Genomic DNA, 25,580 nt, shown 5'->3' with positions numbered 1-25,580 from the left:
ACTGCATTTATTTGCAGTATTTTGCGGTTATTAGTTCCGTTTTTGGGATTTATTTAACTTTATCCCACGTATGTTAAAAGAAGAAAGACACCAGTTTATATTGAATGAAGTGGGAATCCACAACAGAATATTGCTGACGGATATCGCCGATCGGTTAAATGTTTCGGTGGATACCATTCGACGGGATATTAAGGAGTTACATAGTTCCAAGCAATTAAAAAAAGTGCATGGCGGAGCTGTTTCTCTTGGGTTTAATAATTATAATCCTACAGGAAAAAAAATTTATTCCTTAGAAAAAAAATCGCAAATTGCGGAAAAAGCACTTGGACTCATTAAGGATGGACAGGTAATTTTACTGAGTGGAGGGACAACCAATCTGGAACTGGCCAGAAAACTCCCCCCGAAAATAAAACTCACATGTTTTACTCCGAGCCTTCCCATTGCAGTTCAACTTTTGAGCAAGGACAATATTGAAGTGATCTTTATTGGGGGCCGATTGTCCAAAGACTCACAAATTACCATTGGCGGCAGCGCTATCAACATGCTGTCGGAAATAAAAGTGGATATCTGCTTTTTGGGAACCAACTCGATTCATCCCATGGAGGGGTTAACGGAATTTGATTGGGAGATAGTCCAAATGAAAAAGGCTATGATACATAGTTCAAGAAAAGTAGTGTCGCCTTGCATATCAGAAAAAATCGGGTCGACCCAACGTTATAAAATATGCGGGGTAGAAGAAGTTGATGTAATGATAACAGAATTGGAACCTTGGGACATGAAACTGGACGCATTTAAAAATCTGAACATACAAATATTATAATATAGTGATAGAAAAGCACATTAAGATTACGGAGGAGCCATCCAATTACGACGGATTGGACCAAATGGATACCTTGGAAATAGTTGCCAACATCAACAACGAAGATAAAAAGATTGCAGATGCAGTGGAGTCGGTGCTGCCGCAAGTAGCCCAAATAGTGGATGAGACTGCCAAACGTTTTGAAAAAGGGGGCAGGCTTTTCTATATTGGTGCAGGTACCAGTGGGAGACTAGGTATTTTAGACGCCTCCGAAATACCACCTACGTTCGGGATGCCCTACGATAAGGTGATCGGACTCATTGCCGGTGGTGATCAAGCTATTAGAAAAGCAGTGGAGTTTGCCGAGGATGATACCGAACAGGCTTGGAAAGACCTCAAGGAATACGATATTAATGAAAATGATGTTCTTGTGGGTATAGCGGCCTCGGGTACAACACCATACGTTTTGGGTGGAATTGCCGATGCCAAGGCCCATGGTATTCTTACGGGTGGAATTACAAACAATCCAGGTTCGCCTTTGGCCACATCCGTTGATATTCCCATTGAGGTAAATGTTGGACCAGAGTTTTTAACAGGAAGTACCCGAATGAAGAGCGGAACAAGTCAAAAACTGGTATTAAACATGATTTCTACAGCCCTAATGATTCGCATCGGCAGGGTAAAAGGAAATAAAATGGTGAACATGCAGTTGAGCAATACCAAGCTGGTGGACAGGGGCACGCGCTACATAATGGAAGAGCTTGGTCTTAGTTACGATGAAGCTGAAAAAGTACTCAAAAAATACGGTTCTGTTAAGCTGGCCATCGATGCATTAAAGTAGTGGGTCGATTACTTGGGCACCAAACGGAATATTCCCTTCCCTTCGATACCCACATAAATAAAACCATCCGGAGCTTGACGCACGTTTCGGACTCGCCCCATACCTTCGAGTAATTTTTCTCGATAGGTGACCGTGTTGTTTTCGACTACCAATCGTTCCAAATATTGGAATGCCAAAGAGCCGACCAGCAGATTTCCTTGCCAATCAGGATATTTATCCGAAGTAACAATGGTAACACCGGACGGAGCAATGGATGGTGTCCACTGATGGATGGGTTGTTCCATGCCCGGTCTACTGGTTTCGTCGGTGATTGATGTTCCACTATAATTTATTCCGTAAGTAATAACGGGCCATCCGTAGTTTTTGCCCTTTTGTACAATGTTTAGTTCGTCACCACCTCTTGGGCCGTGTTCATGCTCCCATAGTTCTCCTGTTTCTGGATGCAATACTAGGCCTTGCGGGTTGCGGTGTCCGTAACTGTAAATTGCTTTTTTTGCATTGGGTTCGTTTACAAAGGGGTTGTCGTTCGGAATCCGACCATCATCGTGTAGACGATAAATCTTGCCTCCATCTCTTGTAATGTCTTGGGGGTTTACATCTCTGTCTCCCCTGTCACCAACAGAAAAGTATAGATAGCCATCGTTGTCGAACTCTATGCGTGACCCAAAGTGTTGCCCTTTGGTCGAATTGGGTGATGCTTTGTACAATACCTCTTGTTGAACCATTTTGTACCCGGACAGTTTTGCGCGCATAATGGCAGTGTTTCCACCTTTTCCTTCTCCCTCTTCCGAAGCGAAGGAGAAATATATCCATCCATTTTGGGAATAATCGGGATGCAGTTCAATATCCATTAATCCGCCTTGGCCACGGTTATAAATTGAAGGGGTATTTTCAACTTCAATGGCTTCTCCGGATTTGCTAAGTATCAGTTTACCAGACTTATCGGTAACCAAAAAGGTAGTGTTGGACAGAAAAACCATTCCCCAAGGGTTTTGTATGCCTCCTTGGACAAGTTCCGTAGTAAAATCAAGGGATTTGGGAGTTTTTATGTCTTTATCGGACGTTTGGGCGCAAGATGTACCTAGCAGTACAACGAAAAAATAGATGATCAGGATAATTTTTTGCATACTTTTACGTTAAAGTAACAGATTTTATAGATTAACGGCAATATTTTGATGCCGTGTGTGTTTAAGATAATCAGAATTATATAAGAAAAGAAAATTACTATCAAAGAATATTAAGACCCCAAATCTGAGTGTTCTTCTTAACAAGGCTTAACCTATGCTCCCACAAAAAACAAGGCATTTATTTTATGTCGTGTTGTTGGTGTTCATATCAATCTTCGGCTCAACAGTTTTGGCAAAGACCAATGTAACAAGGATACTGGTTAATTTGGTATCCAACACTACAGAGTCCAAAACAGAAAAGAAGGTTCCCAGCACTACGATCCAAAGAGCATCCTCCGAAGATATTGAACTATTCGCGACTGCTCCAATGTTTGCTACCATAATTAATGGAGCGAACGAGGAAGTGGTATGTCCGAACGATGGTAGCACTTTGGCAAAATTCTTCTTGTGTGGTACCAGTGATATCCGCACACTAACATTAAGTCAGTCCGGAAACTTGTACGAATGGCAACAGCTTGACCCCAATTCTTGTGCCCCTACAGTTGTAGATGATTGTCCAACAATAAATAACGCATGTACTTGGAATACAGTAGGTGTGGATCCTACATTTGATCTTTCCACTGCAGGCGAATTTAGGGTGCGTGTTGATTCCGGTCAATACTTTTACTTTAAATCCACACTAAACCCATTAAATCCACAATTGATCAAAGAAGATATCATCTGTGGCAATCCGGGCAGGGTAGAAGTGACCAATGTTCCAGCAGGTTATGAATATAGCTTGAACAGTGCTGCCGGACCTTTTCAAGACGATCCTTTTTTTGATATCACGGCTGCAGGCGATTACCGAGTATACGTTCGGTTAAAGAATGTTTCTGCTACGGCATGTGTTTTTCCTTCCAATCTTGTCACCGTTGATGATCTGGACATCAATGTAGATGTTACTGCTAACGATATTTTATGTAGTGGCGAGTTGGGCAGTATAGATGTCGCTGTTTCCGGAGTACCGGGTTTTTATACCTATCGATTGGTTAAAAATGGGGTTACTGTGGACACCTTCGGTCCTAACGGATCGGATACATACACTTTTGCAAATGTAAGCCCCGGAACATATAGTATTCGGGTGGAAACCAATAACTGTTCGGAAACCATTACAACCGATATTGATGGTGACTCCATAACAATCGGTGGAGGTATAAGTCCTTTGGCCGTTTCTGCAACCGCATCGGATAGTTTTGGTTGTGGAGCTGCTTCTGTAAATGTGAACGTGGTCACCAATGGAGGAACCGCACCTTACCGTTTTAGTGTGGATGGAGGGCCATTTGGTTCTACCTACACCTCTAGCTCCACCTTTTCCGTAACTACCGCAGGTACATATAATATATTGGTGGAGGATGCCAATGGATGCCAACGAACCGCAGCAGTGGATGTAGAGGATATACCACCGCCAATTTTTAGTTTTACAGAAGAAGATGCCAATTGCGGAGGAGCCAATGATGGAAGGATTACCATAAATGTGACCAGTGGTTTTGGATACGAAATACTGTATAGTGTAGATAACGGAGTTACTTTTCAGATAAGTAATGTATTCTCCAATTTAGCCCCGGGAAATTACGATGTTGTGCTCCGGTACGAGCAAGACTCGTTCTCCTGTACTACAACGCCACAAACGGCAACTATCGGTACACCGTCAACAATTACCGCTACAGCTACCCCGGACAGCGAACCGACCTGTTTGGACGAAAATGGAGGACAGATCACCATTTCGGGAGTAGGTGGAGGAACGGCTCCTTATGAGTATAGTGTTGGGGCCGGTTTTAGTACAAATCCGGTATTTCCCAATTTGGGAGTTGGAACTTATACACCAATGATTCGTGATGCCAATGGCTGTGTACAGGCGCTTTCCGATATCACCTTTAATGCTTTGAACAAGCCATCGGATATCGGTTTTAGTATTTCCAGTTTGGATTGTATCACCACAACCGCCACTTTGGACTTAACGGTTACAGGAGGTTCGGGAACCTATACTTATGAGATTATCGCCCCTGCAGCCAGTGCAGTAAACAATGGAGGCAGCAGCACGTTCCCAGGTTTGGGATTAGGGACCTATACTTTTAGGGTGACCGATGATGAAGGCTGTTCGTATGATGAAAATTATGCCATTACAGATATTAGTTCCATTGGGGTGCAAGGACAACAGACCAAAGTAGTTACCTGTGTTGGCGATTCTGATGGTGAGGGACGTTTTTTGGTGGATGGATTCAATACCACATATAGTTATAGTATTGACGGAGGTCCGGTAACCACGGGCCAGAACAGCAGTATTCTTCCTTTGACAGGATTAACGGCCGGTAGTTATGTAATTTTAGTGACCGATGAAGAAACCAATTGTACCGATACGGCAACTTTGGTCATCGAAGAACCAGCCACGGCATTTGCAATAGCTAGTCTCGATGTTACCGATATGAGCTGTCAAAACGGAAACATTGGAGCAGTTCGTGTCAATACCGTTGGCGGTTGGGGCGGTAATCGGTATACTTTGACCCAGCCCGATGGATCTACTCGAGGGCCCAAAAATGGCAGTACATTCTCCAATTTGTCCCAAGATGGAACCTATCAAGTAAGTGTAACGGATGCCAACGGATGTACCGTGACCGACAGTTTTACATTGACTCGACTCGCTGCACCGACTTTGACTCTTGACAATGTGGCATCGGACTATTGTTACGATAACTTTACAGCGGCAACGTTGGTGGTAAACGCTTCTGGTGGTTTGGCGCCCTATCAATATAGGATCAATGGAGGTCCCTTGGGAGCTAGCAATAGTTTTGCGGGACTAACCCCGGGAACCTATACCATTCAAGTAGTGGATGCCAACGATTGTAGAGACACCGTAACGGCAACTATAGAACCACAGGTAATGGCCAATGCAACCACTATCCAAGAATTGGATTGTGCAGGACCTCCCGGTCAGATTCAGGTTGATATAAGCAATGGATATACCTCTTCCGGAGATTATGATATATATGAAGTGAGCATCAATGGTGCTCCATATACTTCAGATAACAACAATATAGCAGGAAACTCTTTTGTGTACAATATTCCCAACGATGGTTCCATAATTTCGGATACCACTTTCCAGTTCTTGATTACAGATGCTAGAGGATGTACTACAGAGACCAATACTGTGACCATTTCCCCGCCAGAAACCATTGCTGGAACGGCAGTGGCCACGGATACTCAATGTGGGGATAATACCAGTGGATTGGTAGAATTGATTCCTGACACTACTCAGGGCGTTCCGCCATATGAGTTCAGTAACGATAATGGAGCAACCTTTAGCACACAAAATATATTTTCTGGTTACGGACCTGGTGTGCATGGTGGATTTATAATCAGGGATAGCAGAGGATGTGTGAGTCCGGCATATTCGGTAACCATAGCACCAAGTGATCCATTAGATGCAACAGCCACCCCAACAGACGCCGTTTGTGCGATAGGCTCTGTGAATGGGTCTATATCCACTACCATAAACAATGGTGTAGGACCATATGATTATATTTTAGTGGATGAATTTGGGGGAATGGTAGCGTCTTCTACAGGAACGGCAAGTACAACGGTAAACTTCCCGAATCTACCCATAGGAAACTATACCGTAATTACTACAGATTCTCAAGGGTGTGAGGACAGAGATCAGGTAGTTATTGATCAAAACCAGCTCAACCTTACACCTTTGGATGCAGCACCGCTATTGTGTTCCGATACTGTATTTCCATATAGGGTTCAGGCCTCGGGAGGAACAGGGCCTTATGAATTCAGATTAGTGGGAGATCCTATGTGGACCCCAGGAACAGGAGCAGGTAATGATATTTTCGATGTAACCGGACTTGTGGTGCCTGGAGTAACTTACTTTGTGGAAGTAAGGGACGCTTTGGGCTGTACCTATATTCAAGAAATAGATCCAATTGGCCCTGTAAACCCCGTGGCCGTTGCGGCAACCTCTTTGTCTGCATCGTGTAATGTGGCGGGCAGTGGTTCTATTGATTATGAAGTTTCTGGAATTTCGGCACCAGGGGACTTTACGGTAACCCTGCAAAATACAGATACGGGAACAACGGTTTCTACCCAATCATTCAGCGGAGAAGCCATACCTTATACGGATACATTTACAAGTTTGGCACCCGGGAACTATCAGATTATAGTTACAGACGACACTAATGGTTGTAGTGGAAGTACTTTGGCTTTTATTGATATTAGTTCGGTATCCATTGCCATCGATAATTTTGTGGAGGCCACATGTAACGTCGGGGCCTTGGTCACCGTAAGAGGTTTTGGGAGTACAGGCCCATATACCTATGCTTACGTGCCCACAGGTGACCCTGCGCCAGTAACATTTACCTCCGAAACAACATTTGAAATACCGGGTCCGTACCCGAACGATTATGATTTTTATGTGCAGGATGCCAATGGGTGTACTGCCCTCACAACACTGTCCGTTACTCAAGAAGCAGGGGTGCCCAACCCAGTGATCGATGTAGTCAATCAATGTACAGCAACAAGTGGTTATCAAATTAATATGGTATCCCCACTTTCAACAGGTTCGGGATTGCCAGAAGAAACTTTTCAGTACGATATTGGTAGTGGATTCCAGACCGGAACAACATTTATAGTGCCCAATCCAGGAAGCTACGTCATCACGGTTAGGGATGGTAATGGATGTATCAATACGGTAACGGCAGATGTATTCGATTTCTTTGCGATCAGTGCCGATGCTACCTCGTACCCGACCTGTAACGCAGGCGATGGTGAGATAACCGTGAATACCACTGGGGGAAGTGGCACTTTTGAATATCAATTGAGAGATGCCGCCACATTGACCAATATTGGTCCAGCGCAGAGCACCAATATTTTCACGAACGTGTTACCGGGAGATTACAATATTCTGGTAACGGATTTAAACTCCAACACTATGCCTTTGTGTTCCGATGAAGCCATAGTAAACGTTTCTTTGGTGGACACACCAGTGATTACGGCGACACCAAGCAGCGATGTTACTTGTTTTGGGGCGGATGACGGGACGATAACGGTGGAACTTCAACCGGGAAGTGATACCGATACGCCTATCAGCTATATTTTGTATCAAGGATCAACATCAAATATTATTGCCGGACCACAGGGTTCACCTGTGTTCGATAATCTTCAGCCCGATACCTATCAGGTAGAAGTGGTTTCGGATAGAGGCTGTTCCGATCGAACAGGCAACATCATTATAGATGAACCTACCGAATTATTGGTGAATGCTGTCAATACCGAATTTAGCTGTAACCCATCCAGTAATCAATTCAGTACGGCAACCATAACTATTTATACCGATGATAATGGAGATGGCACGGGCGCCCCAACAGGTTCGGGTTCCTATACGTATAGTATGAATGATGGTACGCCACAATTTGATGGCACCAATTTCCAGACCAGCAATACCTTTGAAGTTATTGATAATGGTACGGACCAAACCATTATTCTGACCGCCAGAGATCAAAATGGATGTGAAGAAACCGCCACGGTAATCATCAATACGCCAACAGACATTACCTTTAGTTACAATGTGAACCAAATTACTTGCGATGCTTCAGGAGCAGGTGTAAGTCCCGGTTCTATTGATATTATTGTGAACGAAGGTCCAGGAAATTATGAAGTGGAAATCTTGCCGTTAGGTTCGGAGCCCGCACGAAGTTCAGGCGGTAGCGATAGGGTAAGCTGGGATATTTCCACACCAGGTGATTATATTTTTGCAGTAACCGATGTAGGCAGTGGGGGATGTACATACTTGACCACTACGATAACTATGCCCGAATACAACAATATTGAGGCGGTAATCGCAGAAGTAGATCCTGTAACCTGTTTTAATGGTAGTGACGGTTCCATAAGTCTGGAAATAAATAATTATAGCGGAGTTTATAATTATGAGGTTTTCACACGAGACAATGCAGGAGTTGAAACATCCACAGGGGTCACGGGAACTTTTGATACCAATGCACCGATAAATAGCCCTGAAATTATTCAAAATGTACCTGCCGGAAACTTGGTGGTCAGGATCGAAGCCTTGAACACTCCATTCTGTGATGCGGTAAGTAATGTTACTACCGTTCGTTCCCCCGATAGAGCGCTATCGGTGAATGCGGTTCAGACATCACCGGTTACCTGTAATGTGCCCGGTTTTGGTGAAATAACTGCTACTGGTGATGGGGGATGGGGTACCTATGAATATCAATTGGTAGCATCGGATGGTACTATTTTGGTGGATTATCCGAACACCAACCCCGTTTTTGAAAACTTGTCTACGGATACCTATACCGTAAATGTGCGTGATTTGAGAGGTTGTGAATCTACAATCGACATTGACCTACCATTGCCCACACCAATAACTGCAGATATCCAAGTGGTAAGCCCATTGGCCTGTAACAACGATAACAACGCCGTAATCGAAGCATTCAACGAATCTGGAGGGCAGGGAATTGGAAACTACTTATATCAATTGAATAGAATTACGGACGGTACCAATAGTGGTCTTCAAACCACACCGAGATTTGCCAATTTGTCTGCAGGAGAATATACCATAACCATTTTTGATGGGTGGAACTGTAGTTTTACAACCCTTCCCATTGATATTCAAGACCCCGAAATCGTAGTTGCCGAACTAGTGGAATTACAACCACCGGGATGCGGAAATTTAGGTAGAATGGAACTTACGGTGACCAATCCAGAACCAGGAGTGGATTATTTTTATCGTAGATCGGGAACCACTGACCCATTTGTGCCTTTCGGGGCTGGAATGACCAGCGTAGAGATTGCCGCGGATATAACCTTGGATCCAGGGCCGTTCCAGTACGATGTTCAAAATTCCAATGGATGTCCATTTGAGAAATCCAACCAAATCTCGTTAGATCCAGCTGCACCTTTGGTAATCGATTTGGATTTGACCAACGCCACCATTAATTGTGCTGGAGAGGCAACGGGAATAATTCGATCTGAAGCTTTTGGAGGTATCGGAAACTATGTATATACCTTGGTAAACTCCGATACGTTGCCTCCATCGGCTGCAACAATTGTTCGTCCTGCACAAAGCTCGGGTATCTTTAGGGAGTTGAATCCCGGTACGTATTATGTTTTTGCTCAAAGTGGAGGATGCGAGGCCATATCCGATCCAATTATCATTGAACCAAAAGACCCTTTGGTTTTGGATTATTTGGAAGCTGTACCGGTAGTTTGTGCAGGAGATATGAATGGACAGATTATAATTGAAGCCAGTGGAGGAACCGGACAAATTAGATATTCCATTTCGGATACCTTAAGTGAATTTTTTGAAGGGGATGATCCAGTAAATCCAAATAGAAAAACCTTTACGGACTTGGCACCTCGCACGTACGACATCATCATTCAAGATGATTTGGGTTGTACCATAACAAGAACAGTAGAGATTACCCAGCCCATGGAGTTGGTAGCAGGAGTGGTCAACACCACGCCCGAAACCTGTATGGGCGATGCCAACGGAACCCTGACCCTTGAAGTGACCGGAGGTACCGCTCCTTATTTTACTAGTGTAAATTCTGCCGACGATGCGGATTTTGTTCAAAACGATAGTTTGTTCTTTGATAATCTTCAGGGAGGTGAAACCTATGTCATATTTGTTAGGGATGCCAATGGTTGTCAAACCAATGTTATTGCGGAAATAGGAATAGGGATAGATATTGTTGCGGAACCAATAGTTGAATATGGTTGTGAGGGAATATTTCCCAATAGCACTACGACCATAACTATTGAGGACCAGTCCCAGTTGTCGGATTTATTGTTTTCTTTAGATGTGGACGATATAGCATTGGCTACCACTCAAAGAACGTTCGGGGATCTTCCGGCTGGAGAGCATACGGTATATATATACCATGCCAACGGATGTGTCACTTTTGTGGAATTTGAAATAGAGGCATATGAACCGCTCACATTGGAAGCCACAAAAACCGGTCCAGATGAAATTACGGCCATTGCCACCGGTGGTTTTGGTGGATATGAATATTTCTTCCAAGGAGAATCCTACGGAGAGGTGAATACCTTTAATGTAACAGTTGACTCAAACATAACGATTATGGTGCGAGATCAAAATGGATGTGAAGCAACACTGATAATGCCGTTTGATTTTGAAGGAATGCCGGAAATGCCGAACTTCTTTACTCCAGATGGAGATAATATGAACGACTATTGGTATCCGGAAAATCGTGAATATTTCCCATTTATCGATGTAATTATATATGATAGGTACGGTAGAGTGGTGGCCCGCTTAGATCAAGTTAAAAAATGGGATGGCACGTATGAAGGTAAGCCTTTGCCCACTGGGGATTATTGGTATGTGGTTTATGCCAACGACAATGAAAAGCAACAGTTCGTGGGACACTTTACGTTGTACCGGGAGTAAAAGGATCGGCAAAAACTGTAGACCTATATTTTAGAAAAAAGTTTTAAAGGTATCGGTTAAAAATATCATCAAAATTTCTATTTTTGCAATCCCTTTTCGGGATGTGGCGCAGTCTGGTAGCGTACACGCATGGGGTGCGTGTGGTCGCTGGTTCGAATCCAGTCATCCCGACTTACCTTATTTAAGTAAAATCAAAACACTGTTAATCTTATGATTTTCAGTGTTTTGTGTTTTTAGGCATATCGTTTGAATTCATTTAAAATCATCTAAAATCATATCAAGCGTGTTCCCATCGGGAGCAAACACTTACAGTTCTTGTTGTAACTTTAAATGACTTTTAGAACCATTTTTCTTGTGTTTTGACTTTCACAGTATTAACACTCTAAAAGGTTGCAACATGCAGAAAAACAATCGTTTAACAATCAATTTCTTTACTAGAAAGCACAAGGTTCAATCCGAGAACCGAATTGTCTATTGTAGGATCACCATCGATGGTGAGCGCACCGATTTTAGTATAAATCGGGAGATAAAAGCCAATTTATGGGACAATAACCGTAAAAGGGGCAAGGGATTTTCCAGTTATGTAATTTCCCTTAACAAGTACCTGGACCAAATTTATACAGGACTACATGAGGCTCATAGATTGATGATGGCAGAAGAAAAAGTAATCACTCCACTATCTATCAAAGCAAGATTTTTTGGGGAAGATGAGGGCGGAAAAACATTGAAGCAATTAATTGCTTATCACAATGGAACTATGCACACTTCTTTACGTCCGGGAACCAGAAAGAACTACCATATCACAGAACGATGTGTAGGCCTATTTTTAAAAGAAGAATATGGGATGGAGGATATAAAGCTCAAAAAGTTGAACTATCGTTTTATATCCGACTTTGAACAATATCTTAGAAAGTACAGACCATCGACACGAACCAAGTGTACCAATAACGGGGCCATGAAGCACATGGAAAGGTTAAAGAAAATGTCAAGGTTGGCCGTTCGGTTGGATTGGATAGCAAAAGATCCTTTTGAAAACTATAAACTTCGCTTTGAGAAAACCGAACGGGCATATTTGACAAAACGGGAAATGAGGTTGATTGAAGAAACTACTTTTAAAAAGGAAGGGGTTGAGAAATGTAAGGATGTTTTTCTTTTCTCATGTTATACTGGTCTTTCCTATATCGATCTCAAAGCATTGACACCAGACCATGTTCTCAAGGGAATAGACGGAAATGACTGGTTGTTTACCAAAAGAATTAAGACTGACGAGGTACTTAAAATCCCATTACTTCCTCAGGCAAAGGAAATCATCAAGAAATATGAAAACTCCAATGAAAGGAAAGTGATGAAAGTTTTATTACCAGTTTATAGTAATCAAAAAGTCAATTATTACTTAAAGGAAATCTGCAAAGCTTGTAAGATTTACAAGAAAGTGACATTCCATACTGCTAGACACACCTTCGCCACAACGGTAACATTGTCCAATGGAGTCCCGATAGAAACAGTCTCCAAAATGCTTGGACATACCAAACTGTCCACTACCCAAATCTATGCAAGGGTATTGGAAAACAAGATAGGGGAGGATATGCAGAACCTTATTTATCATATGGAAAAAAATGAGCAAAAAGATTCTACAGGAAGCTAATAGTAATCTCCAGTAATGATGTTTAAACTAATTGTTTAGTTATAACTATATTTGAGAAGATAGTTTCTCCAGTTTAATAACAGAATAGCCATCAATGACCATAAAACTATGAAGAGGATATTTGATAATTTTACCTTTTGGGGAACACTATTTCTAATTACCTATTTCTTTTTATACATCTTTCCGTTTCCTTTGGAATGGCTACCGTTCAAAGTTGGAGAAAGCATTTCATCTTATGTAGATAAGTTTTGGCAGTGGTTGGTTTTATTACTGGTAAAGGACGGTGCAGGCTATCAAGGTGATATTGTTACACGTGTCAATGGTAGCGGGGATACGAGCTACCATTTTTTTAAACTTCTTGTGCAAGGAGCAATTTCGGTTATTATTGCAACGATTTGGCTCATTTTTGATAGGGCAAGGGATTTCTTTGGAAGAATTAAAAGGTTTGCTGCCGTTTATATCCGTTATTATTTGGCATTCACAATGTTGACCTATGGTCTTGCCAAAGTGTTTCCTAATCAATTTTGGGAACCTGGTCTTACCGATATGTTAAGGCCATTTGGTGAAATTTCTCCAATGGGTTTACTATGGAAGTTTATGGGATATTCTGTTCCTTACATCATTTTCACTGGTGTGATGGAGGTTATGGCGGGAGTACTTCTTTTTTTTAGAAAGACCACTAGACTTGGGGCCATTTTAGCGTTCGGAATAATGCTTAATGTTTTTGTCTTGAACATGAGTTACGATGTGCCTGTAAAGCTCTTCTCATTTCATTTGGTAATACTGTCCATAATTATACTATCAAAGGACATTACGGGACTTTTGAATTTTTTCGTTTTGAACAAGCCGGTTCCTGCCAATAAAATAGAACCATACTTTAAAAACAGGAGATATGTTAAACTCGGTCTTTTTGTGAAAGGCTTTGTCATTCTCTTTATCACTTCAGTAATGGTTACAAATAATTATAGTAACCAATGGAAGCATGGGAGAAAAGCAGAGATGCCCAGTCTATATGGAATTTACGAAGTTGAAACTTTTGTCGTGAACAATGATACTACTGAACCGTTGTTGACCGACAAAAATAGATGGCGAAGATTTATAGTCGATAGATACAGTTCCAACATAACTAAAATGAATGGCGATATTCTTTATGCAGAAAGTGTAGTGGATACCATAAACACCACAATTCAAATAAAACCATTCAAAGAATCTTCAACCTTTAACTTCCAATACGAGTTAAGGGATAGTGTTTTGGTTTTTACTGGAACCAAAGGTAAAGATAGCATTAGGATTGATTTTGAGATAAAGGATAAGAATGAGTTTTATCTTATGAAAAGAGGTTTTCATTGGATTAACGAATTTCCGAACAATAGATAAAGTTCAATATTTTATCATGTGTTCTATAACATGAATTAGTACGGCACATATTTGATTTGACTTTCCAAAAGTCCGTACGAATCAATATAAAATTAAAGGGCAGCTGATTTCCAATCATGCTGTATTTATTCGGTCCCGCTTGCGGGACGAAGGATTTCCATGTTAAAAACAAGGCAAAAATGAATAAAGTGATTAAAATAATGATATTGGTCTCAAGCCACGTTTTTTTGATAGGGGCTTTGCCGTTTTACCACGGCACAGACCCTAAGGACAAGCTTGTTTCGGACATTGTTGAGGACCAACATTTTGTTCTTTCCCTCCTCTGCCTTTCTTTCATAGTAGGCCTTCAGGTCGGGATCGTGCCTGACAGCCGCAAGTGCGCACATGTGCAATTGCTTTTTCATCATCTTGTTGGCCATATGGTGCACCCTGGAGCGTTTCTGTATACTGGAACCGGATGTGTGCTCGAAGGGCACAACGCCGCAGTAGCAGGCAAGCTGTTTGGGATTTTCATACCTGGTGAAAAAATTGGTGAAGATGGTGAAGTATAGAGCCGTGAACAGACCTATCCCCGTAACGGACGTCGCCAGTCGCACCGTGGTGTTCAGCCTTTCATCGGAGAGCACAAGGGCCTCTATCTCGCCCTCTATGCGGTGTATCTCGTCATTGAGGCACTTGGTGGTCTTTTTGATGTGCCTTTGGACCAGCTTCCCAAGTTTCGGGTCAAAGGTCTTGAGTTCATTGGGGTGCTTGCCCAGGTCGGCCCTGAACCTGACCAGTTGGTCCCTTACCTTGAGCAGGGCATTGACCTTTTCCAGGATCTCCGGTAACGGCCTGTACAGTTCGACCTCGTTGTGGTTCTTGGCGGCGTACCGTGCGATCCGGATGGCGTCAAGCCTATCGTTCTTGCCGCGTTGTATCCCCAGGCTACGGATAATCCTCAACGACATCTCGACGCAGAAATTGGCCTGTTTTTCCAACAGCCTTGCGATCAACGGCCTACCGTATATCCCGGTATGTTCCAGACAGATCAGGGTGCTTTCCAAGGGTATGTCCCTGTTCTTGAGCAGCCTTATGAACGCCCTGGTGCCCTTTTGTGAATTGTCGAACACGAACGAGGACGTGTCGTCCCCTTCGATAATGGCGATGTCAAAGGACTTTTTGGATATGTCCACGCCAACAAAATACTTGAAGTCAGATTTTTCCATGATAAAAAAGTTTAAAAAATGAGAGATCCATGAATTAGAGTACAACCGACAACTGAACGATTATCTAATCCCTGATAATAGGCCTTCAAGCCTGAATTTCCATATGATGCGGGCCCAGAAGATGACCGATAAAGCATTTAATCCTTCCTTATAAGTCCTGAACTTTGAAAAGCAATTAATACGTCTTTATCGGTCTGGTTGCCGTCCAATATCAATGAAGTCCCAAGATAGGCAATACCCGGGTCCCTCTCAATGGACAGCGATATATGTTCTGGTACTGGGACGTGTCATAAAGGACCGGTTCCATACCAAGGGGATATCTGAACCTGTATCGAAACCCTGGACAATAGGCCTTGAAGCCTGAATTTCCATCTGATCCTGTTCAGAGAAGACCGATAAAAGGATTTGAAAAGCATAAGTCCTGGACTTTCCTTGCGCGTAATCCTCCTTTATCGGTCGGTGGCCACTTACGGTCATCGAGGGTATTCCCGAGTGAAAGACAACGGTCATTTAAATGACTATAATCTTAAAAGAAAGCTCTATGCAAATGGCCATCGCTAAACTAAGGGAATAGCAAGAGGATAGCGCGCTAAAGCGACGCTATTGATTCATTTTCCTTTGGAAAAGCCCTGTTTATAAGGGTTTCTGGAAATGTTTGATTTTAGGAACCACAAAATTTATTGTTACAATAACGCTGGGGTTTCCTGTAATCACTGAAAAGAATTGTAACAATTATACCCCTTAAAACTTGAAATATGGATGATTTTAGAGCAGTACGGATAAAGAAAAAGACCCTATCCAGGTTTAAGGACTTTTCAAAAAGGGTGGGCAAGAGTTATTCCCATACCTTGGATATGGTTATGGACTTTTTTGAATGGCATGGGTTCTTGCCATCGGAACGGTTTGAAAAGAGTATTGGGCAGGAAATCATCAAGAACAGGAAACGGACGGATGCTGTCATTGCCATAATCAGGGACATTGAAAAGAACCAGACCTTGCCTACCATTGGTATGATGCAGGCTTTGTTTAACCAAGAATTGGATAATGAAGATGAAGAGGATGATTTTCTTGAAGATATGATTGAAAAGAATCCACCAAGGCCATACCCGAAGTTTGAGGGAGAGGTAATGGTTCCCAGGATCAAGTATGAACATTTGGAGGAAAAGGCAGCTGCACTTCAAACAGATTTAAAGGATATTCTTGAAAAGGTCAAGGTGGTCAAGAGCAGTTTTGGAAAGAGTTATCTGAAGCTTGAAATAACGGAAGGGAGGTTGGAACGATATAAACTTGAAGCCAACAGACCTTTAGATTCCCAAGCACTATGAGAAGAACATATCCGGTCAATGGATAAAGTTACCTCGCTCAGTAGTATTAGTTAAGGGTAAGTTTTGGGACGCTTGCAGCACTTCACTGCGTTCCGTTCGCTTTTAGTAAGTCATACTGTTAGATACTTTCCAGTAATTGCATGAGCTACTTTAATTCAGAATATATAACCTTGGTTATCATGTCAGGTTCTATATCGAGTAAGTCTGCAAGTCTCACTATTTCTCCCATAGTGAACTTGTCGGGATGGTTCAGCTTGACCATATACCTTCCATAATTTATACCAAGTGATTTCGCTATTCTGGTCGGATATAATTCTGCAAGAGTGTACATCTTTCGAATTTTTCCCGTCTCGAACATTGAACCTATGGAAACCAGTGCAGGGTCTTTATGATCATCTTTTTTTGTCATGGGCGTATTTGTTAACCCTAAAATGACAAGTAATTCATTTATAGTACTGTAAAATATACTTATAATAAATTAATAATTACGATTAATAAATAAATGATTACATTTGGTAAGTATTCATTGAAATTTTATGCTAGTGATTTCAAATATCAACTACAGGCATCTTGAATTATTGAAGAAAGGTTGCCCTTCGACTTTTGCAGAAATCTATACCCAATACCGTAGACAGATTTTCTGGTTGGGCAAGAGCTTTCTCGATGATGGTTTTGTTGTGGAAACATTGGTTCAGGATGTATTCTTGAAGTTGTGGGTGAATAGGGACAGTTTGGAATCCCCGAAGCATATTTATTTTTTCTTGCGGTTTGTGATGAAAAGGGAGTGTATTTCATACTATACACGCCCTAAGAACAGGTTTTTCAGGAAAGTCCACTCGTTGGAGAGTTTTGAGAATTACCAAGACTATATGGTCGGGTATGACCCTAGTGAGGACAATACCAATTTTAAACTACAAGAAGGAGAACAGGAAAAGTTCGAAAGTATCAAACGCGTCCTGCCCTTGTTGGATGACAGTAAAATGGATAAGCCGGGTAAAGTGACCCACCTTCGCCGGATGAAACTGACCAGGGTAAACGAACTGCCTAGATTTGATCTATCCTTGGGTTAAACTTAGTTTTTATTTTTCAATTTTCTTCTCATTGATTCTCCTTTTATGTCGATTCTGTGTGCCGTGTGCACCAAACGGTCGAGAATGGCATCGGCCAGTGTTTTTTCACCTATGATGTCATGCCATACTTCGACTGGTAGTTGTGATGCTATAATAGTGGACCTTTTGCCGTGACGGTCCTCGATGATCTCCATAAGCGCATGCCTGTTGATGTTGTCCAATGGTTTAAGGCCGAAGTCGTCCAAGATGAGCAAGTCCTGTTTTTCAAGTTTGCTTATCTGTTTTGGATAGGAACCGTCGGCCTTTGATGTCTTGAGCAGGGTAAAGAGCTTGGCGGTGTTGAAGTACATGACCTTTCGCCCCAAGGAGCAGGCCTGGTGGCCGATGGCCGAGGCCAGATAACTTTTCCCCACACCGGTACTACCGGTAATAAGTATGTTTTCCCTTTTAGGGATGAACCCGCAGGAACCGAGCCTCCGGACCAGGTTCTTGTCCAGTTGGCGTGACGGTCGGTAATCGATGGCCTCCATGACGGCCGTATACCTGAACCTTGCGGACTTGGTCAATCGCTCTATCCTACGGTTGTGCCGGTCGTCCCATTCGCTCTGGACGAGATAGGCGATCAGTTCATCGTTGGTGTAACCGGTGGACGGACCGCCGGTTTCCATTGTTGTGGTGAAGGCCCTGTGCATTCCATAGAGCCTCATTTCTTTCATCAATTGCATTGTTTTTTCGTTCATATGTTCTGTTTTTAAGTATTGTTCCTATTCGTAGTATTTTCCTCCCCTTATGTTGTTGTGCTCGGGCATTTCCATATCCCCGTCCATACGTTCATCGATCTGGTCCCATCCCTTTTTCAGGATGCGCTCGACCATATTGTAATTGTACGCACCATATTCCGAGGCACGTTTGCACGCATTCTCAAGACGTCCCCTTCCGTACTTTTTGGCAAGGTGGAGCACGCCCAGACAGGACTTATAGGATTGTTCCGGGTGTTGCTTCTTCTCCAGGATGGCAATGATGTACCCTTTACAGTGTCCACCGATATTGCCCGCCCAATCGATGAACCTTTCACTGCTCCATTCGCTTACGAACCTGTGGTGCGAGGGCATATGGTCGGCCAAGGTGGTATAGCCGTATTTTTTCCTGTCCCTTGTATGTACGGCGAACCTTTCGTGCTTATGGTAGATTTCGACGATACTGTCGGTATAGACCAGCTTGACCTGTTTGCCTATATGCCTGTAGGGCACGCTGTAATAATGCTTGTCCTTCCCAAAATAGATATGGCTGTTCTTGTGCACGGTGGCCTGGGCATATCGTTTTACCTCATAGCGTTTCGCCGGTAACGGCATCAGTTCGCCCTTCTCGATTTCCATGAAAAGTGAACGCCTGGAATATTCCCTTCCCCTGAACGGCATTGTGTTGTGTTTTTCCAACAGTTCCCTTATCGCCATGTTGATATCGGCCATGCTATGGAAGACCTGGTTCCGTAAAGGGGCGAACACCCTGGTGTAGATTATCTTCACGGCGTTCTCCACTATGGCCTTGTCCCTTGGCCTATAGGTACGTGTGGGCAGTACCGCCGTTTCATAGTGTTCGGCAAAGTCGGCGAAGACCTCGTTGACCTTGGGCTCGTAACGGCTGCTCTTGGTGACCGCCGACTTCAGGTTGTCGGGTACCAGGGCCTTTGGTACGCCGCCGTAGAACCATAGTGCGTTTTCGGTGCAGCGGATGAAGTCCTCCAGTTTTTGGCTCGCACAGGCCTCTACATAAGTATATTGGCTGCTGCCCAGTATGCAAACGAACACCTCCAGTTCCTTCAGTTCACCGGTGTCCCTGTCAACAATGTGGAGTTTCTTCCCCGTGAAGTCTATAAAGAGCTTGTCGCCGGCCTTGTGCTCCATGTGCATTACCGGCGAGGTCTCCTTGCGCCATTCGGCGTACCAGTACTTGAACTGTGAGAGCTTGAAGCCATCGGGATGCTTGGCATAATATTCCTCCCAGAGCAACTGTCGGGTAACCCCGGTCTTTCTTATTTCCTTATCAAAATAGGGAAAGTACTGCCTTAAGGTCAGCAACCGTTGGCTCTTGCGCTTTTGCCCGTCCTTAAAAAGGCCGTGGAGTTCCTCCAAGGTCATCTTCTCCACTTCGTAGGCCGTAAAACGGTACCGCTTGAAGAATTCTATGTACTTCCTGACCGTGACACGGGATATGCCCAATTGTTGGCTTATCCCCCGTTTGCTCATGCCGGAGGTGTAAAGTTTGTAAATCAGTTTTGTCTTTCGCATGTCTATCTGCTTGTTCGCCATGGTGCTTTTTAACAAAAAAAGCACTTAGACTTTTTACAGATAGATCTAATCTAAAGGTGGTCCACTTTGACCCGGCGAAGGTGGGTCACTTTCGTCCGGCCAGCTATGGTCACTTTAACCCAGCGAGGGTGGTATACTATGTCCGGCGTTTCCAACAGAGGACTTAAACATTAACTCAAATATTTCATTTAGTCATCGACTTGATGGTCATTGAGCACTATTGATAATTATTCATTTAAATAACCTGACCTGAATCAGGCAATTGAATCTGTTTCATCCACCAATATGTGAAAAGTTGCATTTGTCGAATATATTTGTGTTTTTGGTAAACCAAATTGGTAAACCAAATTGGACAACCAAAAAAAGATATTATGATAAACACAATATTTTCATTGAACATTGATAAAGTCATTAGGCTTAATAAGAAATTGATTTTGATAGTAGGAATGATTGCGGGGGTTGTTCTGATAAATGGATGCGAAAAGGAATCAATCGAGGATAGGACAAAATTGGAGTTTAACTCGCTATTGTTGAGTTCAACTTTAGTGGAGCTAGAGATTCAAGCAGCTGCCGCAACAGGGGAGCAGAGCCCAAATGTAGCAGATAATATATATGACGATGATTTAAATACCAGATGGTCAGCCGAAGGTTCTGTACAAGAGATAGGTGTGGATCTAGGTACTGATTCAACTATGGTAGACAACATAAAAATAGCTTGGTACAAAGGTGATGAAAGAACACAGGATTTTAAACTTTGGGTAAAATCAGCACCATCAGAAAATTGGCAGTTAATAAATACATTGACTAGTAGTGGATCCACGGATCAATTTCAAGAATATGCCATTAATGCACCAGCGCGCTATGTTAAAATTGAATGTAATGGTAATTCAGAAAATCTTTGGAACAGCATTTCCGAAGTTGAGGTCTGGGGGACGTCGGAGCAACAAGCCTCTAGTAATAAACTATGCTTTTCCAATATGTATGCAACTGATGAAGACGGTGATCACATCGCTATCAATATAGCAGATGGGGATTTGACCTCAAGATGGTCAGGGGAAGGATTGGGGACAGAACTTATTTTGAATTTTGGCCATGATAGCCCAGTGGTTGACTCATTAAAAATAGCATGGCATAAGGGAGATGAACGTATTGCTGACTTTAAGGTGTATGGACGTTCCTCTGATAATTCCCCTTGGTATCAAATGTTGGACCATAGTAGTAGCGGATTAACAAATCAGTTTGAAAGCTATGACCTTCCCAATGATGAGGTGTCTTCACTTAAGTTTGAAGGTAATGGTAATTCGCTTAACCAATGGAACAGCATTTTGGAGCTTCAAGTTGTTGGAGACTCGGATAACCCTGTCCTTGGGCAGAATATCAATTGGAGCCATTGGTACCTGTCCGTTCCCATTGACGGGGGAAATAACAAGGCTACTTCAATAGAGTGGGATGATTTGGAGAACTATAACTTATCATCACAAGAAAAAGATTACTTTTCATGGAACTGCGATGGATCTTATAGAATGTACACCAAATATACAGGATATACCACCTCAGGTTATGAGGAATTGAACTCAGGTAAATACTGTAGAACTGAGTTTCGGGAGCGTTGGCAGGGCAACCAGACAAATTCGGACAACTGGGCCATGGATTCAGGAACCCATCTCATGGAATCCACCCTTCAAGTTGTAAAGTGTGAAGGTAATGCACAAACCTATGTGGCTCAAATTCATGGATATCCAGGAGGTTCATTTTCAGGTTCCCCGGCAACGGTAAAAGTATTGTGGTCCGATGGGCAGTTAATTTTGGAGTACTACACCAGTCCATCTACCTCTGGGGAAGAATGGACGAGTGCCAATATTCAAAAACCGATTTTGGCCCAGGTCGACAATGAAAAGTTTACCGTGAAGCTCAAAGTGGAAAATGGTGTCCTAAAATGCGCCATTGTTTGCCCTGCAAAAGGAATCGATCAATCCTATCAAACGTTTTATGATTACAAATCCAATGGATATGAATATGACAATTATTTTAAAACTGGCAATTATTTTAGGTGGAACGGTAATTATACCGATTATGCAGAGGTTACATTATACCAAGTGATAACCCAGCACAATTAGATTATAACTTTATCTGACATATAGGGCAATGAAGGGCAAATAACTGTTTTTCATTGCCTTTTTTGGTTTTAACACGAAATATTACAGCTATTAAATACGATGAATTTATTTTTTCACTTTACATTTTTAGATATTATAATTTTTTGAGCGTAAAATTTGCCAGTGTGATAAATATGTATATTTTTGGTAAACCAAATTGGTAAACCAATTAATCGATGATATTTCTATATTTGATCACATTATTCCTGTTTGATGTACCTAAACAACAAAACAATCACAGTTCAATACCAATAAAGCAAAATTGTAAAAACGCTTTTTCAAAATACTATAATGATAATGTAAAATCTGTATGTGTATGAACCGTATAGTTCAAGCTTTACATGTTCTTTACTTATTGGTTCTTATCCCAGGCCATGCCAGTTCACAAGAGCATCCATCCTTGACCATAACCAAAGAAGGTGTAGTGAATATACAGAGGGAGCTAGGAGAACTTCCACTTTTTGATGTTTCCTTAGAACAAGTAAAGGTCCAGGTAGACGCGGAAATCTCATCTGGAATCGATGTGCCCATCCCAAAGGATTATTCCGGGGGATATACCCACGAAAGGCATAAACTCAACTACCTGACCATGCAAAAGGCCGGACTATTATATCAGGTTTTGGATGATGAAAAGTATGCTATTTATGTTAGGGACATGCTCATGCAATATGCTGATATGTACCCTACGTTACCCTTGCACCCCAAAGAAAGGTCCTATGCCCGAGGTAAACTTTTTTGGCAATGTCTCAATGATGCCAATTGGTTGGTCTATACCAGTCAAGCATATGACTGTATTTATGAATGGCTTTCCAAAAAGCAAAGACAAGATTTAGAGATTAATTTATTTCGACCATTTGCTGATTTTCTATCAACAGGGAACCCGAAGTTCTTTAACAGGATACATAATCACAGTACTTGGGGAAATGCAGCGGTAGGGATGATAGGTCTGGTAATGGATGATGATGAATTGGTACAAAAGGCATTATATGGTTTGCCCGATGATAATATCGAGCCCAATGCCAAGGATAACGATGGCGGATTTATCAAAACGGAAAATGGAAAATCAGGTTTTTTGGCCAATTTGGACGAACCCTTTAGTCCAGATGGATATTATACAGAAGGCCCTTATTATCAAAGGTATGCCATGTATCCTTTCTTAATATTTGCCCAATCGCTCCACAATGCAAGACCAGAGTTGGGGATATTTGAATTTAAGGACAGTGTATTGCTCAAATCCGTAAATACCTTATTGCAACTTACCGACAAAAATGGAGATTTTTTTGCATTGAACGATGCCCAGAAAGGAATGTCCTATCAAACCAGTTCCTTGGTGACAGCGGTTGATTTGTCTTATTATTATGGAGGAAAAGATACTTCCTTGTTGCATATAGCGGAACAACAAGGAAAAGTAATTTTAAGTGATGCGGGCATGGAAGTGGCCAAAGGGGTGAATCAAAATACAAGTAGACCATTCAAGAGAAAATCTATGCAATTTTCTGATGGGGCCAATGGTAAACAAGGAGGGTTGAGTGTATTGAGGAGCAAAGACGAATCGTTGACACTTGTATTTAAATACACGGCCCAAGGACTCAGTCATGGTCATTATGATAAACTTTCCTACTCCCTTTATGAACAGGGGAAGGAAGTAGTGCAGGACTATGGAATGGTCCGTTATGTAAACATAGAACAAAAGGGTGGAGGTAACTATCTTAAAGAAAATAACACTTGGGCCAAGCAAACCATAGCCCATAACACTTTGGTCAAGGATGAAACCTCCCACTTTCAGGGAACCTATGAGATTGGAAGTAAGTATCATTCCAATCTTTACTTTTTTGATGCTTCCAATTCTAAAGTTCAAATAATCAGTGCAGTGGAGTCAAATGCATATACCGATACACAGATGCACAGAACCATGGCGATGATTGAAGAAGAAACCTATGGGAAACCATTTGTGTTCGACATTTTGAGGGTGAATTCCCAAAAACCCGCTAAATATGATTTACCCTTACATTATCTCGGTCAGCCCATTCAATTCGGTTTTGACTATCAAGCTACAGCGACCTTGGAGCCATTGGGCACAGCAAACGGATACCAGCATATTTTTCTGGAGGGTAAGGGGCAATTCCGCAAAAAAAGTAATGCCACATTCAGTTGGATGCATCAAAACCATTTTTATACTCTTACCACCATAGTATCCCAAAACGAACAATTCTTATTGGGAAGGTTGGGGGCTAATGACCCTCAATACAATTTAAGAAGAGACCCAGTGATAATACATCGAAAGGAAAAAACAAAAGACGCGCTCTTTGTTTCCATAATGGAACCTCATGGTAGCTATAGTCCGGTAACCGAAATGGCAAAGAATGCCAAAAGTAATATTGAGCATATTGAGGTCATATACAACAATAAGGATTACATAGGGGTACAAATCAAAGGAAAGAATTGGTTGGACAAAATTTTTATTCTTGCCAATACCGAAAATGACAAATCAAAAAAACACAGGCTGACCATAAACGGCAAACTGTATGAATGGGTCGGTCCCTATACATATCAAAATAAAAAATAGACAGATGAAATCATTAGGGAAAAGCAAAGAATTTTTATTTGGGGATAAGATCAATTGGGAAAAAGCCGGAGTGGGGGTCTATAGAAAAATAATGGGCTATGATGATAACATAATGCTAGTACATGTTGCTTTTGATAAAGGAGGTGTAGGACCTATGCATAAGCACGTTCACTCCCAGGTCACGTATGTACAGAAGGGCAAGTTTGAGGTAACGATAGGAGACAAAACAACTATTTTAAAAAAAGGAGATGGATTTTATATTCCTCCCAATGTATTACACGGAGCCATTTGTCTCGAAGATGGTGAGTTGTTGGATGTGTTTAGCCCCATAAGGGAAGATTTCATAGAATAAACAAGTTTTTCATGAAAAAATAGGTTGTTATTTTGACAAATAACACAAAAGGCGCATTCAATTTTTATGATTTGCTCTTTCAAATTGATTTAATTTCGAGATAACTATAAAATTTTAACATAACCTTCTTTTTTATAAGGACTTAATAAATTATATTTGGTTGACTAAATTGGTTTACCAGATTGGTTGACCAAAATAAATAAATCTAAAACAGAATTATGGTACAAAATGAAACATAAAGAAAAAGGATAGGTGCACGCCTATCCTTTTTTATGAAATTACTTCAAGTAAGAGGGAAGTAATATGTAAACATGTCTGCCGGTCAGACAGCACGTCTGTTG

Annotated in this window: 16 protein-coding genes and 1 tRNA gene; 11 read left to right on the top strand and 6 right to left on the bottom strand. The window is 42.0% G+C overall.

What is annotated here, in order from left to right:
* Positions 1-70 precede the first annotated feature (70 nt).
* Together ABTP35_RS01305 and murQ are read left to right on the top strand one after the other, a co-directional pair.
* On the top strand, positions 71-820 hold the full coding sequence (locus ABTP35_RS01305) for a DeoR/GlpR family DNA-binding transcription regulator (RefSeq protein WP_224835070.1): 750 nt from the start codon (positions 71-73) through the stop codon (positions 818-820).
* A 7-nt stretch (positions 821-827) separates the two neighbouring features.
* Entirely contained in the window at positions 828-1,640 is an 813-nt protein-coding gene (murQ, locus tag ABTP35_RS01300) for an N-acetylmuramic acid 6-phosphate etherase (RefSeq protein ID WP_293299169.1), read from the top strand.
* 8 nt (positions 1,641-1,648) lie between these two features.
* Here murQ and ABTP35_RS01295 read toward each other — a convergent pair whose 3' ends face one another.
* On the bottom strand, positions 1,649-2,767 hold the full coding sequence (locus ABTP35_RS01295; protein ID WP_293294476.1) for a PQQ-dependent sugar dehydrogenase: 1,119 nt from the start codon (positions 2,765-2,767) through the stop codon (positions 1,649-1,651).
* Between the two features lie 229 nt (positions 2,768-2,996).
* Between ABTP35_RS01295 and ABTP35_RS01290 the strand changes: the two genes are divergently transcribed.
* The 4 genes from ABTP35_RS01290 to ABTP35_RS01275 all read left to right on the top strand — a co-directional run bounded on the left by ABTP35_RS01290 (position 2,997) and on the right by ABTP35_RS01275 (position 14,253).
* Entirely contained in the window at positions 2,997-11,231 is an 8,235-nt protein-coding gene (locus tag ABTP35_RS01290; protein ID WP_375334400.1) for a T9SS type B sorting domain-containing protein, read from the top strand.
* A 97-nt stretch (positions 11,232-11,328) separates the two neighbouring features.
* A tRNA-Pro gene (locus tag ABTP35_RS01285) sits at positions 11,329-11,402 on the top strand.
* Between the two features lie 226 nt (positions 11,403-11,628).
* Positions 11,629-12,876 (top strand): site-specific integrase, encoded by a 1,248-nt coding sequence (locus ABTP35_RS01280; protein ID WP_375334399.1) that lies wholly within the window; start codon positions 11,629-11,631, stop codon positions 12,874-12,876.
* A gap of 108 nt (positions 12,877-12,984) precedes the next feature.
* Positions 12,985-14,253: a DoxX family protein gene (locus tag ABTP35_RS01275; RefSeq protein ID WP_375334398.1), complete on the top strand. Its 1,269-nt coding sequence runs from the start codon at positions 12,985-12,987 to the stop codon at positions 14,251-14,253.
* Positions 14,254-14,465: 212 nt separating this feature from the next.
* On the opposite strand, the gene ABTP35_RS01270 is transcribed toward ABTP35_RS01275, so the two are convergent.
* Both ABTP35_RS01270 and ABTP35_RS01265 read right to left on the bottom strand, forming a co-directional pair.
* On the bottom strand, positions 14,466-15,461 hold the full coding sequence (locus ABTP35_RS01270) for an IS110 family transposase (protein ID WP_293294709.1): 996 nt from the start codon (positions 15,459-15,461) through the stop codon (positions 14,466-14,468).
* Positions 15,462-15,710: 249 nt separating this feature from the next.
* On the bottom strand, positions 15,711-15,971 hold the full coding sequence (locus ABTP35_RS01265) for a hypothetical protein (RefSeq protein ID WP_293294710.1): 261 nt from the start codon (positions 15,969-15,971) through the stop codon (positions 15,711-15,713).
* 245 nt (positions 15,972-16,216) lie between these two features.
* Here ABTP35_RS01265 and ABTP35_RS01260 point away from each other — a divergent pair, with 245 nt between their 5' ends.
* On the top strand, positions 16,217-16,786 hold the full coding sequence (locus ABTP35_RS01260; RefSeq protein WP_375334397.1) for a BfmA/BtgA family mobilization protein: 570 nt from the start codon (positions 16,217-16,219) through the stop codon (positions 16,784-16,786).
* Positions 16,787-16,931: 145 nt separating this feature from the next.
* Here ABTP35_RS01260 and ABTP35_RS01255 read toward each other — a convergent pair whose 3' ends face one another.
* Positions 16,932-17,195, bottom strand: coding sequence for a hypothetical protein (locus ABTP35_RS01255; RefSeq protein ID WP_129654180.1), 264 nt, complete (start codon positions 17,193-17,195; stop codon positions 16,932-16,934).
* 127 nt (positions 17,196-17,322) lie between these two features.
* Between ABTP35_RS01255 and ABTP35_RS01250 the strand changes: the two genes are divergently transcribed.
* On the top strand, positions 17,323-17,856 hold the full coding sequence (locus tag ABTP35_RS01250) for an RNA polymerase sigma factor (RefSeq protein WP_375334396.1): 534 nt from the start codon (positions 17,323-17,325) through the stop codon (positions 17,854-17,856).
* Between the two features lie 2 nt (positions 17,857-17,858).
* Here ABTP35_RS01250 and istB read toward each other — a convergent pair whose 3' ends face one another.
* Both istB and istA read right to left on the bottom strand, forming a co-directional pair.
* A complete protein-coding gene (istB, locus tag ABTP35_RS01245) occupies positions 17,859-18,596 on the bottom strand; it encodes an IS21-like element helper ATPase IstB (RefSeq protein WP_207037074.1) in 738 nt (245 codons plus the stop codon).
* Positions 18,597-18,620: 24 nt separating this feature from the next.
* On the bottom strand, positions 18,621-20,144 hold the full coding sequence (istA, locus tag ABTP35_RS01240) for an IS21 family transposase (RefSeq protein WP_375334253.1): 1,524 nt from the start codon (positions 20,142-20,144) through the stop codon (positions 18,621-18,623).
* Between the two features lie 392 nt (positions 20,145-20,536).
* Between istA and ABTP35_RS01235 the strand changes: the two genes are divergently transcribed.
* The 3 genes from ABTP35_RS01235 to ABTP35_RS01225 all read left to right on the top strand — a co-directional run bounded on the left by ABTP35_RS01235 (position 20,537) and on the right by ABTP35_RS01225 (position 25,239).
* On the top strand, positions 20,537-22,282 hold the full coding sequence (locus ABTP35_RS01235) for a polysaccharide lyase family 7 protein (RefSeq protein ID WP_375334395.1): 1,746 nt from the start codon (positions 20,537-20,539) through the stop codon (positions 22,280-22,282).
* Between the two features lie 355 nt (positions 22,283-22,637).
* A complete protein-coding gene (locus tag ABTP35_RS01230; RefSeq protein WP_275650478.1) occupies positions 22,638-24,887 on the top strand; it encodes a heparinase II/III family protein in 2,250 nt (749 codons plus the stop codon).
* A 4-nt stretch (positions 24,888-24,891) separates the two neighbouring features.
* Complete coding sequence (locus ABTP35_RS01225; protein ID WP_207037019.1) at positions 24,892-25,239, top strand: cupin domain-containing protein; 348 nt, start codon at positions 24,892-24,894, stop codon at positions 25,237-25,239.
* Positions 25,240-25,580: the final 341 nt, after the last annotated feature.

This window comes from Flagellimonas alginilytica (genome assembly GCF_042134605.1).
Classification (GTDB): domain Bacteria; phylum Bacteroidota; class Bacteroidia; order Flavobacteriales; family Flavobacteriaceae; genus Flagellimonas; species Flagellimonas alginolytica.
The sequence above is the reverse complement of the archived record's forward strand: the minus strand, read 5'-3'. Positions and strand labels throughout refer to the sequence as shown.

Coding starts and splice junctions, on each gene's coding strand:
- ABTP35_RS01305 (WP_224835070.1), top strand. CDS start 71: ATGTTAAAAGAAGAAAGACACCAGTTTATATTGAATGAAGTGGGAATC.
- ABTP35_RS01295 (WP_293294476.1), bottom strand. CDS start 2,767: ATGCAAAAAATTATCCTGATCATCTATTTTTTCGTTGTACTGCTAGGT.
- ABTP35_RS01280 (WP_375334399.1), top strand. CDS start 11,629: ATGCAGAAAAACAATCGTTTAACAATCAATTTCTTTACTAGAAAGCAC.
- ABTP35_RS01275 (WP_375334398.1), top strand. CDS start 12,985: ATGAAGAGGATATTTGATAATTTTACCTTTTGGGGAACACTATTTCTA.
- ABTP35_RS01270 (WP_293294709.1), bottom strand. CDS start 15,461: ATGGAAAAATCTGACTTCAAGTATTTTGTTGGCGTGGACATATCCAAA.
- ABTP35_RS01265 (WP_293294710.1), bottom strand. CDS start 15,971: ATGACCGTTGTCTTTCACTCGGGAATACCCTCGATGACCGTAAGTGGC.
- ABTP35_RS01260 (WP_375334397.1), top strand. CDS start 16,217: ATGGATGATTTTAGAGCAGTACGGATAAAGAAAAAGACCCTATCCAGG.
- ABTP35_RS01255 (WP_129654180.1), bottom strand. CDS start 17,195: ATGACAAAAAAAGATGATCATAAAGACCCTGCACTGGTTTCCATAGGT.
- ABTP35_RS01250 (WP_375334396.1), top strand. CDS start 17,323: ATGCTAGTGATTTCAAATATCAACTACAGGCATCTTGAATTATTGAAG.
- istB (WP_207037074.1), bottom strand. CDS start 18,596: ATGAACGAAAAAACAATGCAATTGATGAAAGAAATGAGGCTCTATGGA.
- istA (WP_375334253.1), bottom strand. CDS start 20,144: ATGCGAAAGACAAAACTGATTTACAAACTTTACACCTCCGGCATGAGC.
- ABTP35_RS01235 (WP_375334395.1), top strand. CDS start 20,537: ATGATAAACACAATATTTTCATTGAACATTGATAAAGTCATTAGGCTT.
- ABTP35_RS01230 (WP_275650478.1), top strand. CDS start 22,638: ATGAACCGTATAGTTCAAGCTTTACATGTTCTTTACTTATTGGTTCTT.
- ABTP35_RS01225 (WP_207037019.1), top strand. CDS start 24,892: ATGAAATCATTAGGGAAAAGCAAAGAATTTTTATTTGGGGATAAGATC.